General features: G+C 70.7%; 16 protein-coding genes. 12 read left to right on the top strand and 4 right to left on the bottom strand.

Annotated elements, in window-relative coordinates; genetic code table 11:
- Nucleotides 1-116: 116 nt before the first annotated feature.
- The 7 genes from QTI33_RS25710 (at nt 117) to QTI33_RS25740 (ending at nt 5,365) form a co-directional block, all read left to right on the top strand.
- Complete coding sequence (locus QTI33_RS25710; RefSeq protein ID WP_286509198.1) at nt 117-566, top strand: DUF1810 domain-containing protein; 450 nt, start codon at nt 117-119, stop codon at nt 564-566.
- Between the two features lie 34 nt (nt 567-600).
- On the top strand, nt 601-1,005 hold the full coding sequence (locus tag QTI33_RS25715; protein ID WP_286509199.1) for a hypothetical protein: 405 nt from the start codon (nt 601-603) through the stop codon (nt 1,003-1,005).
- 135 nt (nt 1,006-1,140) lie between these two features.
- On the top strand, nt 1,141-1,386 hold the full coding sequence (locus QTI33_RS25720; protein WP_286509200.1) for a hypothetical protein: 246 nt from the start codon (nt 1,141-1,143) through the stop codon (nt 1,384-1,386).
- Complete coding sequence (locus QTI33_RS25725) at nt 1,383-2,762, top strand: TolC family protein (protein ID WP_286509201.1); 1,380 nt, start codon at nt 1,383-1,385, stop codon at nt 2,760-2,762. Before QTI33_RS25720 ends, QTI33_RS25725 begins: the two co-directional genes overlap by 4 nt.
- Before the next feature lie 5 nt (nt 2,763-2,767).
- On the top strand, nt 2,768-4,180 hold the full coding sequence (locus QTI33_RS25730; protein WP_286509202.1) for a multicopper oxidase family protein: 1,413 nt from the start codon (nt 2,768-2,770) through the stop codon (nt 4,178-4,180).
- 28 nt (nt 4,181-4,208) lie between these two features.
- Nucleotides 4,209-4,562, top strand: coding sequence for a copper-binding protein (locus QTI33_RS25735; protein WP_286509203.1), 354 nt, complete (start codon nt 4,209-4,211; stop codon nt 4,560-4,562).
- A 23-nt stretch (nt 4,563-4,585) separates the two neighbouring features.
- Complete coding sequence (locus QTI33_RS25740; RefSeq protein WP_286509204.1) at nt 4,586-5,365, top strand: exodeoxyribonuclease III; 780 nt, start codon at nt 4,586-4,588, stop codon at nt 5,363-5,365.
- A gap of 64 nt (nt 5,366-5,429) precedes the next feature.
- On the opposite strand, the gene QTI33_RS25745 is transcribed toward QTI33_RS25740, so the two are convergent.
- A complete protein-coding gene (locus QTI33_RS25745) occupies nt 5,430-6,338 on the bottom strand; it encodes a hypothetical protein (RefSeq protein WP_286509205.1) in 909 nt (302 codons plus the stop codon).
- Between the two features lie 140 nt (nt 6,339-6,478).
- Between QTI33_RS25745 and trxC the strand changes: the two genes are divergently transcribed.
- Complete coding sequence (trxC, locus tag QTI33_RS25750; protein ID WP_286509206.1) at nt 6,479-6,916, top strand: thioredoxin TrxC; 438 nt, start codon at nt 6,479-6,481, stop codon at nt 6,914-6,916.
- A gap of 98 nt (nt 6,917-7,014) precedes the next feature.
- The gene (locus QTI33_RS25755) at nt 7,015-7,572 is read left to right on the top strand and encodes a hypothetical protein (RefSeq protein ID WP_286509207.1); all 558 of its coding nucleotides are present in this window, start codon (nt 7,015-7,017) and stop codon (nt 7,570-7,572) included.
- Here the strand turns inward: QTI33_RS25755 and QTI33_RS25760 are convergent.
- From QTI33_RS25760 to QTI33_RS25770, 3 genes are read right to left on the bottom strand one after another with little or no spacing between them, the layout of a single operon-like run.
- Nucleotides 7,494-7,925, bottom strand: coding sequence for a hypothetical protein (locus QTI33_RS25760; RefSeq protein WP_286509208.1), 432 nt, complete (start codon nt 7,923-7,925; stop codon nt 7,494-7,496). The two genes, QTI33_RS25755 and QTI33_RS25760, sit on opposite strands and share 79 nt — an antisense overlap.
- Nucleotides 7,926-7,971: 46 nt before the next feature.
- A complete protein-coding gene (locus QTI33_RS25765; RefSeq protein ID WP_286509209.1) occupies nt 7,972-8,352 on the bottom strand; it encodes a glutaredoxin domain-containing protein in 381 nt (126 codons plus the stop codon).
- Nucleotides 8,353-8,395: 43 nt separating this feature from the next.
- Nucleotides 8,396-9,244, bottom strand: a complete 849-nt coding sequence (locus QTI33_RS25770; protein WP_286509210.1) for an IclR family transcriptional regulator — start codon at nt 9,242-9,244, stop codon at nt 8,396-8,398.
- A 98-nt stretch (nt 9,245-9,342) separates the two neighbouring features.
- Between QTI33_RS25770 and QTI33_RS25775 the strand changes: the two genes are divergently transcribed.
- The 3 genes from QTI33_RS25775 (at nt 9,343) to QTI33_RS25785 (ending at nt 14,553) form a co-directional block, all read left to right on the top strand.
- The gene (locus QTI33_RS25775) at nt 9,343-10,311 is read left to right on the top strand and encodes a Bug family tripartite tricarboxylate transporter substrate binding protein (protein ID WP_286509211.1); all 969 of its coding nucleotides are present in this window, start codon (nt 9,343-9,345) and stop codon (nt 10,309-10,311) included.
- 11 nt (nt 10,312-10,322) lie between these two features.
- Nucleotides 10,323-12,671, top strand: a complete 2,349-nt coding sequence (locus QTI33_RS25780; protein WP_286509212.1) for a cytochrome P450/oxidoreductase — start codon at nt 10,323-10,325, stop codon at nt 12,669-12,671.
- Between the two features lie 172 nt (nt 12,672-12,843).
- A complete protein-coding gene (locus QTI33_RS25785; protein ID WP_286509213.1) occupies nt 12,844-14,553 on the top strand; it encodes a uracil-xanthine permease family protein in 1,710 nt (569 codons plus the stop codon).
- Nucleotides 14,554-14,562: the final 9 nt, after the last annotated feature.

Genomic DNA, 14,562 nt, shown 5'->3' on the forward strand with positions numbered 1-14,562 from the left:
CCAAGCTGCGCGAGAAGGTCAAGCCGGTGATCGACAAGCACGCCGCCGCGGTCGGCGAGCCGACCGTCAAGGAGCTGATGGCGGAGATCGCCAAGGTGCGCAAGTAGGGGGCGGCCATGCCGGCGCCGCCGCGTCCTGCCGCCGACGGCCTGCAGCGCTTCGTCGAGGCGCAGGCGCCGGTCTACGACGCCGTCTGCCGCGAACTGAGGGCAGGGCGCAAGACCAGCCACTGGATGTGGTTCGTCTTTCCCCAGCTGCGCGTGCTGGGGCGCAGCGCCACCGCCCATTTCTTCGGCCTCGAGGACCTTGCCGAGGCGCAGGCCTATGCCGCGCATCCGCTGCTCGGCCCGCGCCTGGTCGAATGCAGCGGGCTCGTGCTCGCCACCTCGGGCCGCAGTGCACGCGGGATCTTCGGCACGCCGGACGATCTCAAGCTGTGCTCGTGCATGACGCTGTTCGAGATGGCCGCGCCCGCGCCTGTCTTCGCGCTTGTGATCGAGCGCCTGTATGCCGGCGGCCGGGACCCGCTCACGCTGGCCGCACTCGGGGCCGGCGATCCCCCCTGAAAGGGCCCTGCGCCTTGCCTCTAGAATGCGCTGCATGCACCGGCTGCGCCTGTTCGCCCTCTGGATCGTGATGCTCGCCGTGCCCTTCCAGGGGTACGCGGCGGTCGCCATGGTCTTCTGCGGACCGGTGTCTTCGGGCGCCATGGCGGCGGTGGCCACCCAGGCTGCCGGCGCGCATGACCATGCCGCCCACCACCACGGCGACGGGCACGACGACGCCCAGCATGCCGCGCATGGCAGCACCGACAAGGGCTCCTCCGGCGCGCAGCCCGATGGCATGCACAAGTGCGGCACCTGCGGCGCCTGCCATGCCTGCGCGCTGATCGGCAGCTTGCCGTTGGCCGTGTTCCACGACCTCCCCGCCGCCGGCCTGGCGGAGCCGGCGATCGCGTGGACCGCGGTCGTCCCGCACGTTCTCGACAAGCCTCCTCGCGCCTAGGGCGGAAACGCCCCGAGACCTGTTCGTGCGGCCGTGATTTCCACGGTCTGGCGGACGTTCGTTCATGCATCGCCTGCGTCGCGCCCTTGCGGGGGCCGCTTCGACGCGATCCGTCCATGACCTTGCGAGGACTCCATGCCCCATTCATCGCCGGCCCGTTGGCTGGCCGTTCCCTGGGCCGTCGCGGCGTTGTCCGCCATGGCTCAACCGGTGCCCGCGCCGGCCGGCACACCGCCCACCGCGAACCCGCCGATCCCGACCTACAAGTCCGCGTTCGAGGGCTATCGGCCCTTCGCCGACGGAAAGCCCATCCCCTGGAAGGAGGCCAACGAGCGCGTGCGGCGCGGCCAAGCGGCGCCGCCGGCGAAGGCGCGGCCATGAAGCACGCGATTCGCCGCCCGGCCATGGTGGTCGCGGCGTCCCTGCTCGTCGGCTGCGCTTCGGTCGGCATCGACGACGCGCTGCAGGAGGCCAACACCCGGGCCGGGCCTTTCACCGAGGGCCGGCTGGAACTCGGCCGCACGCAGGATCAGCGCGCGCGACGGTCGGCCCTGACGCAGGCGCTGCTGTCCAGGCCGCTGTCGCAGAACGACGCGGTGCAGGTCGCCCTGGCCAACAGCCCCGCCGTCCAGGCGCTGATCGCCGAGCACTGGGCCGCCATCGCGGCGGCCGACCAGAGCGGCCGGATGCCGAACCCGATCTTCAAGTTCGAGCGTCTGCGCATCGACAGCGAACTCGAACTGGGACGCCTGCTGTCCTTCGGCCTGGTCGACCTGATCCTGCTGCCGCAGCGGCTGGAGGTCTCGCGCAGCCGGTCGAGCGAGGCCAGGACGCAGCTCACCGGCGCCGTGGTCGAGCAGGTCACGCAGGTGAGGCAGGCCTGGGTCCGCGCGGTCGCCGCGCAGCAGGCGCTTCGCTACGCCGAACAGGTCCAGCGCTCGGCCGAGGCCAGTGCCGAGCTGGCGCGCCGGATGCAGCAGGTGGGCAATTTCAGCAAGCTGCAGCGCGCGCGCCAGCAGGTCTTCTATGCCGACGCCACCACCCGGCTGGCCGCCGCGATGCACGCCGCCACCGCCACGCGCGAGGAACTGGTTCGCGCGCTGGGCCTGGACGATGCCCAGGCGGCCGGGCTGGCGCTGCCCGAGCGATTGCCCGAGCTTCCGAAAGCGCCCCGCGATCCGGCCGACGTGGCCGCGACCGCGACCGCGCAGCGTCTCGACGTCCAGCTCGCGCGCGCCCGGCTCGACGTCGCGGGCAAGTCGCAGGGGATCAACCTGCTGTCGACCTTCACCGAGGCCGAGATCGGCGGCCGGCACGACACGGTGTTCGACGACGCCCAGGGCACGCAGCGCACGCGCCGCGGCTGGGAGCTCGACATCCGGCTGCCCTTGTTCGACTGGGGCACGGCGCAGCGCGATGCGCTGAATGCGCAGTCGCTGACGGCGGCCAACCGCTACGACGCCACGGTGCGGGGGGCGTCCTCGCAGCTGCGCGAGAGCTACTCGGGCTACCGCACGGCCTACGACATCGCGAAGCACTACCGCGACGAGGTCGTCCCGCTGCGCCAGACGATCGCCGACGAGAACCTGCTTCGCTACAACGGGATGCTGATCGGCGTCTTCGAGCTGCTGGCCGAGGCCCGCGACCAGGTCGCGAGCGTGACCGGCGCCATCCAGGCCCAGCAGCAGTTCTGGCTCGCGGACGCTGCCCTGGCCGCCTCGGTCATCGGCAAGCCGACGGCCCCTTCCACCCCCTGAACGACATGACCCACAGACGCAACTTCCTGAGCGGCGCCGGTGCCATCACCGGCGCCATCGCCGCCGCGAGCGTGAGCCGGGTGGCGATGGCCGCACTGCCCGAACCCGCGATCCAGACCCGGCCCGACACCATGCCGCCGCTGGCGCCTGCCAGCGGACGCCCCTACGACCCGGTGGTCACGCTCAACGGCTGGACGCTGCCCTGGCGCATGAACAACGGCGTCAAGGAATTCCACCTGGTCGCCGAGCCCGTGGTGCGCGAGATGGCGCCCGGTTTCAAGGCCAACCTCTGGGGCTACAACGGCCAGTCGCCCGGGCCCACGATCGAGGTCGTGGAAGGCGACCGGGTGCGGATCTTCGTCACCAACAAGCTGCCCGAGCACACCAGCGTCCATTGGCACGGCCAGCGGCTGCCCAACGGCATGGACGGCGTCACGGGGCTGACGCAGCCGCCGATCCGGCCGGGCAAGACCTTCGTCTACGAATTCGTCGCCCGCCGGCCGGGCACCTTCATGTACCACCCGCATGCGGACGAGATGGTGCAGATGGCGATGGGGATGATGGGCTTCTGGGTCACCCACCCGAAAGCCGGGCATCCGCTGATCGACAGGGTCGACCGCGACTTCGTCTTCCTGCTCAATGCCTACGACGTCGAGCCCGGCAGCGCGACGCCGAAGGTCATGACGATGCTGGACTTCAATCTCTGGTCGTGGAACAGCCGGGTCTTTCCGGGCATCGATTCGCTCAACGTCCGGCAGGGCGACCGCGTGCGCATCCGGGTCGGCAACCTGACGATGACCAACCATCCGATCCACCTGCACGGCCATGAATTCCAGGTCACGGGCACCGACGGCGGGCCGACCCCGAAGAGCACGCGCCTGCACGAGGTGACGACCGACATCGCGGTCGGCCAGATGCGCCAGATCGAATTCCTGGCCGACGAGGAAGGCGACTGGGCCTTGCACTGCCACAAGAGCCACCACACGATGAACGCCATGGGCCATGACGTGCCGACCCTGATCGGCGTCGAGCACCAGGACATCGCCCGCCGGATCACGGACCTGGTGCCCGACTACATGGCGATGGGCGAGCGCGGCATGGCCGACATGGGCGACATGGAGATGCCGATCCCCGACAACACCGCGCCCATGATGACCGGCCAGGGGCCGTTCGGTGCGGTCGAGATGGGCGGCATGTTCAGCGTCGTCAAGGTGCGCAAGGGCCAGAAGGCCGGCGACTTCACCGATCCCGGCTGGTTCAGGCACCCCAAGGGCACCGTGGCCTACGAGCTGGACGGCCCCCCGCCCGAGGCGCCGCGCGCACGCGGCGCCGGCCAGGCCGCCATGCCGGCGCGGAACCTGCCCGCCCGCGACATCGAGGTCCGGATCCGCAAGCCCACGGGCCACGCGGGCCACTGACACCTCTCTCTTCATGCCAAGGAATCCAATGACTCACGCACTCCGAAACATCGCGCTCGCCGCACTCCTCGCCCTGGCGGCCGCAGGCGCCGGCGCCTCCGGCAGCCATGCCGACGACCACCACGCCGACGACGCGAGCGGGCAGGCCGCCGCGCCGACGGAGCTGTCCGACGGGGAGATCCGCAAGGTCGATCCGGACAGCGCGAAACTCACGATCAAGCACGGTCCGCTCAAGGGCCTGGACATGCCCGGCATGACGATGGTGTTCCAGGTCAAGGACGGCGCGATGCTCGACCGGCTCCAGGTCGGCGACAAGGTCCGGTTCCGGGCCGAGCGGATCAGCGGCAGGCTCACCGTGACCGAGATCGAATCCGTGCACTGATTCGAGTGACATGATGGCGGACCATGAAGATCGCCACCTTCAACGTCAACGGCGTCAACGGCCGCCTCGCGCGGCTGCTCGAATGGCTGGCCGAGTCGAAGCCCGACGTGGCCTGCCTGCAGGAGCTGAAATCGCCGGACGCCAGCTTTCCGGCGGCGGCGATCCGCGCCGCCGGCTACGGCGTGGTCTTCCACGGCCAGCCGGCCTGGAACGGCGTCGCGATCCTGGCGCGCGGGCGCGAGCCGATCGAGACCGGCCGCGGCCTGCCCGGCATGGCGGACGACCCGCAGAGCCGCTACCTCGAGGCCGTGGTCGACGGCGTGGTGATCGGCTGCCTCTACCTGCCCAACGGCAACCCGCAGCCGGGCCCGAAGTTCGACTACAAGCTGGCCTGGTTCGCTCGCCTCGAAGCCCATGCGAAGCAGCTCTTCGGCTGCGGCCTGCCGGTGGTGCTGGCGGGCGACTACAACGTGGTGCCGACCGATGCCGACATCTACAACCCGGCGTCGTGGCGCGACGACGCGCTGCTGCAGCCTGAAAGCCGGGCCGCCTTCCAGGCGCTGCTCGACCAGGGCTGGACCGATGCCATCCGGGCGCTGCACCCGCAGGAACGCATCTACACCTTCTGGGACTACTGGCGCCAGCGCTGGCCGCGCAACGCGGGCCTGCGCATCGACCACCTGCTGCTGAACCCGGAATCGGCGCCGCTCTTGCGGGCGGCTGGCGTGGACCGGGAAGTGCGCGGGCGGCCCGGTGCCAGCGACCATGCGCCGGCCTGGGTCGAACTCGCGCTGCCGCGCTGAAGGCGCCGGCCGTGGCGGAGTTGCGATGGGCCGCCGCGGCCGGGTGGCGCCGATCAGCCAGCGATCAGCGGTAGCCGGTGTCGCTCGCGTTGTGGATGATCCAGACCAGGTTGCCGCCGGAGATGTTGCCCAGGTTGCCGCCGGCGAAGATCAGCCGCCCCTGGCCCTTGTAGGCGAGTTCGATCCGCGTGCGGTCGCCGCCGAAATAGAACGGAATGAAGGCCTTGCCGGTGACGTAGGCGCCCGAATCGGTCGGCTGGCCCGCGATGTCGGTGACCTGCTTCAGGCTCATGCCGATCTGCAGCTGGGTGAACTTGGTGTTCGGCGCCGGGTTGCCGGTGATCTCGCCCTCGTAGTCGTTCATGCCCTTCACGGTGCGGCCGCTGCCGGCCTCGATCTTGCTCGAGTCGATGACGTTGCCCTGGGCGTCCATGCCGGGCTTGGCGCCGGCGCGGGCGGCGGGTGCGGCCGCCGGTGCCGCTGCGGCGGCTGCGGGCGCCGCGGCCGCGGGCGCGGCCTTCGGTGCAGGTGCCGGTGCCGGTGCCGCCGCGACCGCCGCCGGGCCGCAGCGGTCGAGCTGCAGCAGGGCGCGCTTGGTGTCGGCCGACCAGTCGACGCCGACGATGCGGGCGGACACCTGGCCACCTGCGAAGGACTCGCCGTCGTCGCAACGGAAGCGCACCGGATCGGCCGGCCGCACCGCGAAGTCGTCGCCCGCGCCCTTGACCTTGGCGACGCGCGCGCTCAGGTCCTTGCCGACCAGCGCCTTGTCGAGCTTGGCCTCGTCGCCGCGCGCACCGCGAACCAGCTTCAGGACCTGGTCGTAGGTGGTCTTGCCGGTGCTTGGCACCTCGGGCTTGGCCGGGGCGGGCGCCGGGGCGGCGGCGACGGGCTCGGGCTTGGCCGCGGCCGCGGGCTCGGCCTGGTTCTTGGACTGGCCGGCGCAACCGGCCAGGACGGAGAGGGCAGCCACGACGGCGAGGGCGGACGAAGAGGTTCTCAAGATCACGAAATAAGACTCCTGTAACTAAGTGTTCATTATTTCAGGTCTTGCAGCCGACGGATCGCGTCCCCAGCTGACTTCGATCCGCCCCGCCCACCGATGGAGATTCCATGACCGACAAGCTGCACATCGTCTGCCCGCACTGCCACACCACGAACCGCGTGCAGGCGGCGCAGCTGGCCAGCGCGCCCGACTGCGGCCATTGCCACCAGCCGCTGTTCGCCGGCCGGTCGACCGCGCTGGACGAGGCCGCCTTCGATCGCCACATCGCGCGCAACGAGATCCCGGTGCTGGTCGATTTCTGGGCGCCCTGGTGCGGCCCGTGCCGCCAGATGGCGCCGGGCTTCGAGCAGGCGGCGGCCCGGCTGGAGCCGCGGGTGCGGCTGGCCAAGGTCGATACCGAGGCGGTTCCGGCCCTGGGCGCACGATTCGACATCCGCAGCATTCCGACCCTGGCGCTCTTCAAGGGCGGGCGCGAGGTGGCGCGCCAGGCCGGGGCCATGGGCGCGGCCGACATCGTTCGCTGGGCCGAAGCGCACAGCCGCTGAGCCGGCGCCAGTGCCGCAGGCGACAGCGCGGGCGCCTCGCCGCCTTGAAAGCCGGATGGCGGCGAGTACAGTTCGTACACGGCCATCCGTCTCAATTCATGACCTTCCAGCGCTTGCACCTGACCGGCCCGCAGGGCCGTCCCTACGTTCTGGGCGAGCGCATCGAGGTGTATGACGGGCCCATGCTGATCGGGCGGGTCCAGTCGGTCACGCCGAGCCCGGGCGGCGACGAAGTGCGGATCGAGAATTTCCTGACCACCGACTTTGCCGATTTCCGCGCCAAGGCGCTGCCGAAGCTGGTGCTGGCCGAGGTGGTGAGCTTCATCGCCGAGCGCTATGCCTCGATCCATGCCATCGGCATCGAACTCAGCCGCGACATCGAGGGCTACGAAGGGCGGGAGGCGACGCTGGCCAGTGCCCGCGCCGAGATCCTGCAAAGCATCGGCACCAGCGGCGTGCGGATCCATCCCAAGCCGCATCCCGGCCAGGCCGGCCATTTCGCGGTGACGGGCGTGTGGCGCTACGACAAGGCGAGCGTCTCGGCGCTGGCTGCCGTGCTGCAGGCCCAGCGGGCCGCCTACCGCGAGCGGACGGAGGAAGCCGCGAAGCCGGTGACGCGGCCGACGCTGAGGCAGTTGCTGCGGAAGGATCGCTGAGCGCTCCGCGCCAGGAGGCGGCGGCGCAGGTCGCCGTCTTCCATGGCGTCGGCGAGGGTGGCGTGCAGGTCCCGGGTGTCGAGGTCGAGCAGGGCCTCGATGCAGGTGGCTTGCGCCCGCGAGCAGCGCGCCGGGGTCCAGTCGCAGAGGATCTGCGTCGCGCGGCTGCGGTCGCGGGCAGCCAGCCTGTGCAGTGCGAGGATCCACTCGGCCTGCTGTTGCGTGAAGGTCGCCGGGATGTCGAAGGCCGCGGCGCTGGCGATCGCCGCAGACGATGCGACATGCTTCGGCCCGCGCAAGACGCCGAAGCCGAACAAGCTGCCGAGCGAAGAGAGGGGGGAGGTGTTCTGCATGCCTCGATCGTAGGAACCGCGGCCGATCGGGGCCATGAGAGCCGTCTCAAAAGCGCGCGCCCTGGTCGAGCATCGCCTTCAGCCCGCCGCTGTCGATCAACTGCTGCAGGTCGTTGGCGCCGCCGATCAGAACGCCCTTGACGAAGATCATCGGAAAGGTCGGCCAGCCGGTCCACATCTTGAGCGCGTTGCGATCGCGCCAGCGGCTCAGGTAGCTGCCGTACTGGAGGTAGCGGTGGGGCAGCCCGGCGTCTTCGAGCAGCTTGCGCGCCTTGCGCGGGAACGGGTTGATCGCCATGCCGACCACGACGATGTCGCTGGCAGCGATGGCCGCCATCACCTCGCGCACGATGGCCTGCCGGCTTTCGGCCAGCCGGGTGCGGATGGCGGGGTGGATGTGGGCTTCGTCGAGGACGGGGCGGGGCATGGAGGAGTTCTTCCAGGGTTGGCGACGGGCGGCTGATTCTGCGTCATCCGGCCGCGGGCGCCGGCCCGACGTAGCCCAGCTTGAGGCTCGTGGCATGCGCTTCGCGGCACACGGCGAGGGCGATGCTGCCATCGACCGAGGGATCGAAGCCGCCGCTGGCGCCCAGGGCCGTGATCACCGCGCAAACGCGGCCGGTGAAGTCGAACACCGGCGCGGCCACCGCGCTGATGCCGCGCAGGTAGGTGTCCCGCACGCTCGCGCAGCGCGCGGCGCGGACCTCGCGCTGCAGCGTGCCGACCGGGTCGGGTGCGGGCAGCAGCGCGCGCATGTCGTCGGTGGCGGCGGCCAGTTCCGCCTCGGCCATCTGGCGCACGCTGGCTTCGTCCAGCAGGCCCAGGAACACGCGCCCGGTCGCCGACCACAGCATCGACATCACCGAGCCGGCGCGGACGTTCACGGTGACCGGCAGGCCCGGCTCCTCGATCCGCATGATGGTCGGCCCCCGGTTGCCCATGACGGCGACAAAACAGGTGATCTCGAGGCGCTCGCGCAACCGGATCAGCGCCGGTTCCGCATGCCGGATCGGTTCGGCCTGGCGCATCGCTGCCAGACCGATGCGGATCAGCTCGGGGCCCAGGAAGTAGCGTTGGGTCGCCGGATCCTGGTCGACCAGACCCTCCTGCATCAGGCTCACCAGGTAGCGGTGCACCTTGGCAGGGCTTTCACCGACACGGGCCGCCAGCGCGGTCAGGCTCGCATCGCCGCCGATGTGGGCCAGACCCTTGAGCACCACCATGCCGGTCTGCGCCGACTGCACGCTCTGACGGCGGTCGGGCAGGCGCGGCATGGCCGGCTCGGCGGAAGGCGGGCGGGGGTCGGGGCTGGATTTCATGGCGGGACGATCCTAACCATCGCGCTCGGCCGGGGAAAACCCGGAGTTGGCGATTACGCATAGCGTATAACAATTACGCGACATTTTGGAGACCCCACATGAAGCACGTTCTCGCCGTGGCCCTGGCTGCCCTGTCGCTGGTGGCGACCCCGTCGACCGCCCAGCAGGCCTTTCCGACCAAGCCGATCCGCTGGCTGGTGCCGTATGCGGCCGGCGGCGGTTCGGACTTCCTGGCCCGTACGATCGGCCAACGGCTGTCGACCCAGGTCGGCCAGCCGGTGCTGGTCGACAACAAGCCCGGTGGCAACACGGCGCTCGCGGCGGCCGAGATCGCGCGTGCGGCGGCGGATGGCTACACCGTGCTGTCGGCCGACAACGGCACCATGGTCTTCAACCCGGCGCTCTACAAGAGCCTCTCCTACAGCCCCGCCAAGGACCTGGCGCCGGTGACGCTGATGGGACGCTTCCCGATGATCCTGGTGGTCGGCCCGGCCAGCGACGCGACCGGCGCCAGGGACTTCATCGCCAAGGCCAAGGCCAAGCCCGGCGGCACCAATTTCGCGTCCGCGGGCGCCGGCAGTCCGCACCACCTGGCGATGGAACTGCTCAAGGTGGAAGCTGGCCTGTTCATGGTCCACGTGCCCTACCGGGGCGCCGCGCCCGCCTTGGCCGACGTGGTCGGCGGGCAGGTGCCGGCGATGATGGTCGACCTGGCGGCGGGCGCGGGCTTCATCAAGGGCGGCAAGGTCAGGCCGCTGGCGGTGGCCAACCCGACCCGGCTGCCGCAACTGCCCGACGTGCCGACCTTCGCCGAATTGGGCTTCAAGAACGTCGAGGCGGCCGCGCTGGTCGGCATGGTGGTGCCGGCGGCGACCCCGCCCGAGGTCATCGACACGCTCAACAAGCAGGTGGTGGCCGCCATCCGCGACCCGGCGGTCCACCAGCGGATGGTCGACTTCGGCGTCGAGCCGGTTGGCAACACGCCGGCCCAGTTCGCCGCGCTGCTGCAGAGCGAGACCGCGCGCTGGCAGAAGCTCATCCGCGACCTCAAGATCACGCTGGACTGAGGACGACCCCGATGACCACCCCGCCATCCGCGGCGCCTGCCACCGGCTGCCCCTTCGCGTCCTCGCCGCTGTCGACCCACACCACGCCGACCGGTTGCCCGGTCAGCCAGCGCGCCGCAGAATTCGATCCCTTCGAGGACGCCTACCAGCAGGATCCGCCCGAGTCGCTGCGCTGGGCGCGCGAGCAGGAGCCGATCTTCTGGAGTCCGCGGCTGGGCTATTGGGTGGTCACGCGCTACGAGGACATCAAGTCGATCTTTCGCGACAACATCACCTTCAGCCCGTCGATCGCGCTCGAGAAGATCACCCCGACCGGCGAAGAGGCCAACGCGGTGCTGGCTTCCTACGGGTTCGCGCTGAACCGCACCCTGGTCAACGAGGACGAGCCGGCCCACATGCCGCGCCGGCGCCTGTTGATGGAGCCGTTCACGCCCGACGAACTGCGCCATCACGAACCGCTGGTGCGCAAGCTGGCGCGCGAGTACGTCGACCGCTTCATCGACGACGGCCGCGCCGACCTGGTCGACCAGATGCTGTGGGAGGTGCCGCTGACGGTGGCGCTGCATTTCCTCGGCGTGCCCGAGGAGGACATGGACACGCTGCGCAAGTACTCGATCGCCCACACGGTCAACACCTGGGGCCGGCCGAAGCCGGAAGAGCAGGTGGCGGTGGCGCATGCGGTCGGCAACTTCTGGCAGTTCGCGGGCCAGGTGCTCGACAAGATGCGCCAGGACCCGTCGGGCCCGGGCTGGATGCGCTACGGCATCCGCAAGCAGGTCGACCATCCGGAGGTGGTGACCGACTCGTACCTGCATTCGATGATGATGGCCGGCATCGTGGCGGCGCACGAAACCACCGCCAATGCCACGGCCAATGCGATGAAGCTGCTGCTGCAGCACCCCGACACCTGGCGCGAGATCTGCGAGGACCCGAGCCTGATCTCCAACGCGGTCGAGGAATGCCTGCGCCACAACGGCTCGGTGGCGGCCTGGCGGCGGCTGGTCACGAAGGAGGTCGAGGTCGGTGGCGCCCGGCTGCCTGCGGGCTCGAAGCTGTTGATCGTGACCTCGTCGGCCAACCACGACCCGCACCAGTTCGCCGATGCCGACCTGTTCGACATCCGGCGCGACAACGCCAGCGAGCATCTCACCTTCGGCTATGGCTCGCACCAGTGCATGGGCAAGAACCTGGCGCGCATGGAGATGCAGATCTTCCTGGAGGAGTTCACGCGCAGGCTGCCGCACATGCGCCTGGCCGAGCAGGCCTTCAGCTATGTGCCGAACACCTCGTTCCGGGGGCCGGAGCACCTGTGGGTCGAGTGGGATCCTGCGCTCAACCCGGAGCGAGCCCGCCCGACACTGCTGCAGGCGCAGACGCCGGTGCGCATCGGCGAGCCGTCGCGCCAGGCCGGGGCCCGCACGGTGATCGTCGACAGCGCGACGCCGGTGGCCGAAGGCATCGTCAGGCTGCGCCTGGTCGCGCCGGACGGCAAGGCACTGCCGCGCTGGACGCCCGGCGCGCACATCGATGTCGAATGCGGCGGCCCCGAGTTGTCGCGCCAGTACTCGCTGTGCGGCGACCCGGACGACACGCGGGCCCTGGAGATCGCGGTGCTGCGCGAAGCCGAAAGCCGCGGCGGCTCGGCCTGGATCCACGGCCAGGTCCAGGCCGGTGACCGGCTGCGCATCCGCGGGCCGCGCAACCACTTCCGGCTCGACGAAGGGGCGCGCCGGCTGATCCTGATCGCCGGCGGCATCGGCATCACGCCGGTGAGCGCCATGGCGCGCCGGGCCCGCGCGCTCGGGCTCGACTACGCGCTGCACTACAGCGGGCGCCGGCGCGCCACCATGGCCTTCGTCGACGAGCTGGCTGCCTTGCACGGCGAGCGCCTTCATCTGCATGTCGGCGACGAAGGCCGGCGCTGCGACTTCGATGCCCTGCTGGCGCGTCCCGAGCCCGGGACCCAGGTCTATGCCTGCGGCCCGCAGCGCATGCTCGACGCCCTGGAGGCCGGCTGCGCCGGTTGGCCCGAGGATGCGCTGCGGATCGAGCACTTCGCATCGACCGTGGGCACGCTGGACCCGAGCCGCGAGCACGCGTTCGAAGTGGAGCTCAAGGATTCGGGCATCACGGTCATGGTGGCGGCCGATCGCACCGTGCTGAGCGCGCTGCGCGCCGCCAACGTCGACATCCCGAGCGATTGCGAGGAAGGCCTGTGCGGGACCTGCGAGGTGCGCGTGCTCGGCGGCGAGGTCGACCATCGCGACCTGGTGCTGACCCGCGCCGAGCGCGAGGCCCAGTCGCGCATGATGACCTGCTGCTCGCGGGCGCGCGGCGGGAAGCTGGTGCTGGAACTCTGAGCGCCGGACCCGCGTGGCGTGGGGCACGAGCCGATTCCATCGGCAGCGGGCCGAGCGTCTCCCGCCGTCTCGCCCGCTATGATGCGCGCGGCCCTCGGCAAACCAAGCCCGGCGGCCGCGCGTCTCAACCATCGGCTCGACGGACACATCGAGCCTCCAGGATTGGAAGCCGATGTCGCACAAGCCTGCCGGGCTCATCTATGGCGTCGACGACACGCCGCCGCTGGGCGTCAACATCCTCAGCGGACTGCAGCATGTCGGGCTGATGTCGATCTACCTGGTCTACCCGGTGCTGATCGCGCAGGCGGCCGGTGCATCGGCCGAGGTCGCGGCCTCGCTGGTCAGCGCCACGCTGATCGCGCTGGCCGTCGCGACCCTGCTGCAGGTCATCACGATCGGGCCGATCGGCTCGGGCTTCCTGTGCCAGCCGACCTCCAGCGTGGTCTACATCGTGCCTTCGCTGGTGGCGGCGCGCAGCGGCAACCTCGCCGCGGTCTTCGGGATGACCATGCTGGCCGGCCTGTTCGAGGTCGCGCTGGCGCGCGTGCTGCCGCGCCTGCGTCCGGTCTTCACGCCCGAGATCACCGGCCTGGTGGTGCTGCTGACCGGCGTCTCGGTGGGCGTGGTCGGCCTGCGCACCGCGCTCGGCGGCGGCCCAGCCGCCACCGACCCGGCCGAGGTCGACTTGCTGCTGGGCCTGGGCACGCTCGGCCTGATGGTGGCGCTGAACGTGTGGGGCCGCGGTGCGCTGCGGGTGTTCAGCGTCCTGATCGGGCTGCTGGCGGGCTGCGCGGCCGGCTGGATGCTGGGGCGCTTCGAGGCCCAGGAGGTCGCCCGCCTGTCCGCCGCGCCCCTGTTCGCGACGCCCCTGCTGGGCCACGTGGGCTGGTCCTTCGATGCCGCCCTGGTGCTGCCGTTCCTGATCGGCGCGGTGGCCGCGGTGCTGAAGGTGATCGGCAATGTCACGACCTCGCAGAAGGCCAACCAGGTGGGCTGGGTGCGCGCCGACATGCGTTCCATCAGCCGCGGCGTGCTGGCCGACGGGCTCGGCTCGGTCGTCGCCGGCGCGATCGGCGCGCCGGGCATCAATTCATCGAGCAGCGCGGTCGGCCTGGCGACGGCCACCGGGGTGGCCAGCCGGTGCGTCGGCTGGTCGGTGGCCGCCATCCTGCTGGTGTTCGCCTTCGTGCCGAAGCTGGGCATGCTGTTCAACCTGGTGCCGCGGCCGGTGCTCGGCGCGGCGCTGGTGTTCTCGTCGACCTTCATCGTCACCAACGGCCTGGTCATCATGACCTCTCGCCTGCTCGACGCGCGCAAGACTCTGGTGATCGGGCTGGCGATCGTCTTCGGCCTGGCGGTGGAGATCTTCCCGGGCCTGCTGGTGGTGCTGCCGCCGGCGCTGCGGCCGTCGTTCGGCAACTCGCTGGTGTTCGGCACGCTGGTGGGCCTCGGCCTCAATCTGCTGTTCCGCATCGGGCTGCGGCGCAGCGTCTCGATGAGCGTGGCGCCCGAAGCGATCGACCCGGAGGCGCTGGAGGAGTTCCTCGACGGCCAGGGCGCGGCCTGGGGGGCGCGCGCCGACGTGATCGAGCGGGCCAAGTTCAACCTCGTGCAATCGATCGAGACCCTGGCCGGCAGCGGCGTCGCCTCGGGGCCGCTGCACGTCGAGGCCTCGTTCGACGAGTTCAACCTCGACCTGCGGGTGTCCTATGTCGGCGACCAGCTCGAACTGCCGGAACAGCGGCCCTCGATCGAGGAGATCATCGAGTCCGACCACGGCGAGCGCCGGCTGGCCGGCTTCCTGCTGCGGCGCTTCGCCGACCGCGTGACCTCCCGGCGCGCGGGCGAGCGGGCGACGGTCGGGTTTCACTTCGATCACTAGGGCGCCCGA

Source organism: Variovorax davisae (assembly GCF_030316845.1).
Taxonomy (GTDB): Bacteria; Pseudomonadota; Gammaproteobacteria; order Burkholderiales; family Burkholderiaceae_C; genus Variovorax; species Variovorax davisae.

Coding starts and splice junctions, on each gene's coding strand:
- QTI33_RS25710 (WP_286509198.1), top strand. CDS start 117: ATGCCGGCGCCGCCGCGTCCTGCCGCCGACGGCCTGCAGCGCTTCGTC.
- QTI33_RS25715 (WP_286509199.1), top strand. CDS start 601: ATGCACCGGCTGCGCCTGTTCGCCCTCTGGATCGTGATGCTCGCCGTG.
- QTI33_RS25720 (WP_286509200.1), top strand. CDS start 1,141: ATGCCCCATTCATCGCCGGCCCGTTGGCTGGCCGTTCCCTGGGCCGTC.
- QTI33_RS25725 (WP_286509201.1), top strand. CDS start 1,383: ATGAAGCACGCGATTCGCCGCCCGGCCATGGTGGTCGCGGCGTCCCTG.
- QTI33_RS25730 (WP_286509202.1), top strand. CDS start 2,768: ATGACCCACAGACGCAACTTCCTGAGCGGCGCCGGTGCCATCACCGGC.
- QTI33_RS25735 (WP_286509203.1), top strand. CDS start 4,209: ATGACTCACGCACTCCGAAACATCGCGCTCGCCGCACTCCTCGCCCTG.
- QTI33_RS25740 (WP_286509204.1), top strand. CDS start 4,586: ATGAAGATCGCCACCTTCAACGTCAACGGCGTCAACGGCCGCCTCGCG.
- trxC (WP_286509206.1), top strand. CDS start 6,479: ATGACCGACAAGCTGCACATCGTCTGCCCGCACTGCCACACCACGAAC.
- QTI33_RS25755 (WP_286509207.1), top strand. CDS start 7,015: ATGACCTTCCAGCGCTTGCACCTGACCGGCCCGCAGGGCCGTCCCTAC.
- QTI33_RS25760 (WP_286509208.1), bottom strand. CDS start 7,925: ATGCAGAACACCTCCCCCCTCTCTTCGCTCGGCAGCTTGTTCGGCTTC.
- QTI33_RS25765 (WP_286509209.1), bottom strand. CDS start 8,352: ATGCCCCGCCCCGTCCTCGACGAAGCCCACATCCACCCCGCCATCCGC.
- QTI33_RS25770 (WP_286509210.1), bottom strand. CDS start 9,244: ATGAAATCCAGCCCCGACCCCCGCCCGCCTTCCGCCGAGCCGGCCATG.
- QTI33_RS25775 (WP_286509211.1), top strand. CDS start 9,343: ATGAAGCACGTTCTCGCCGTGGCCCTGGCTGCCCTGTCGCTGGTGGCG.
- QTI33_RS25780 (WP_286509212.1), top strand. CDS start 10,323: ATGACCACCCCGCCATCCGCGGCGCCTGCCACCGGCTGCCCCTTCGCG.
- QTI33_RS25785 (WP_286509213.1), top strand. CDS start 12,844: ATGTCGCACAAGCCTGCCGGGCTCATCTATGGCGTCGACGACACGCCG.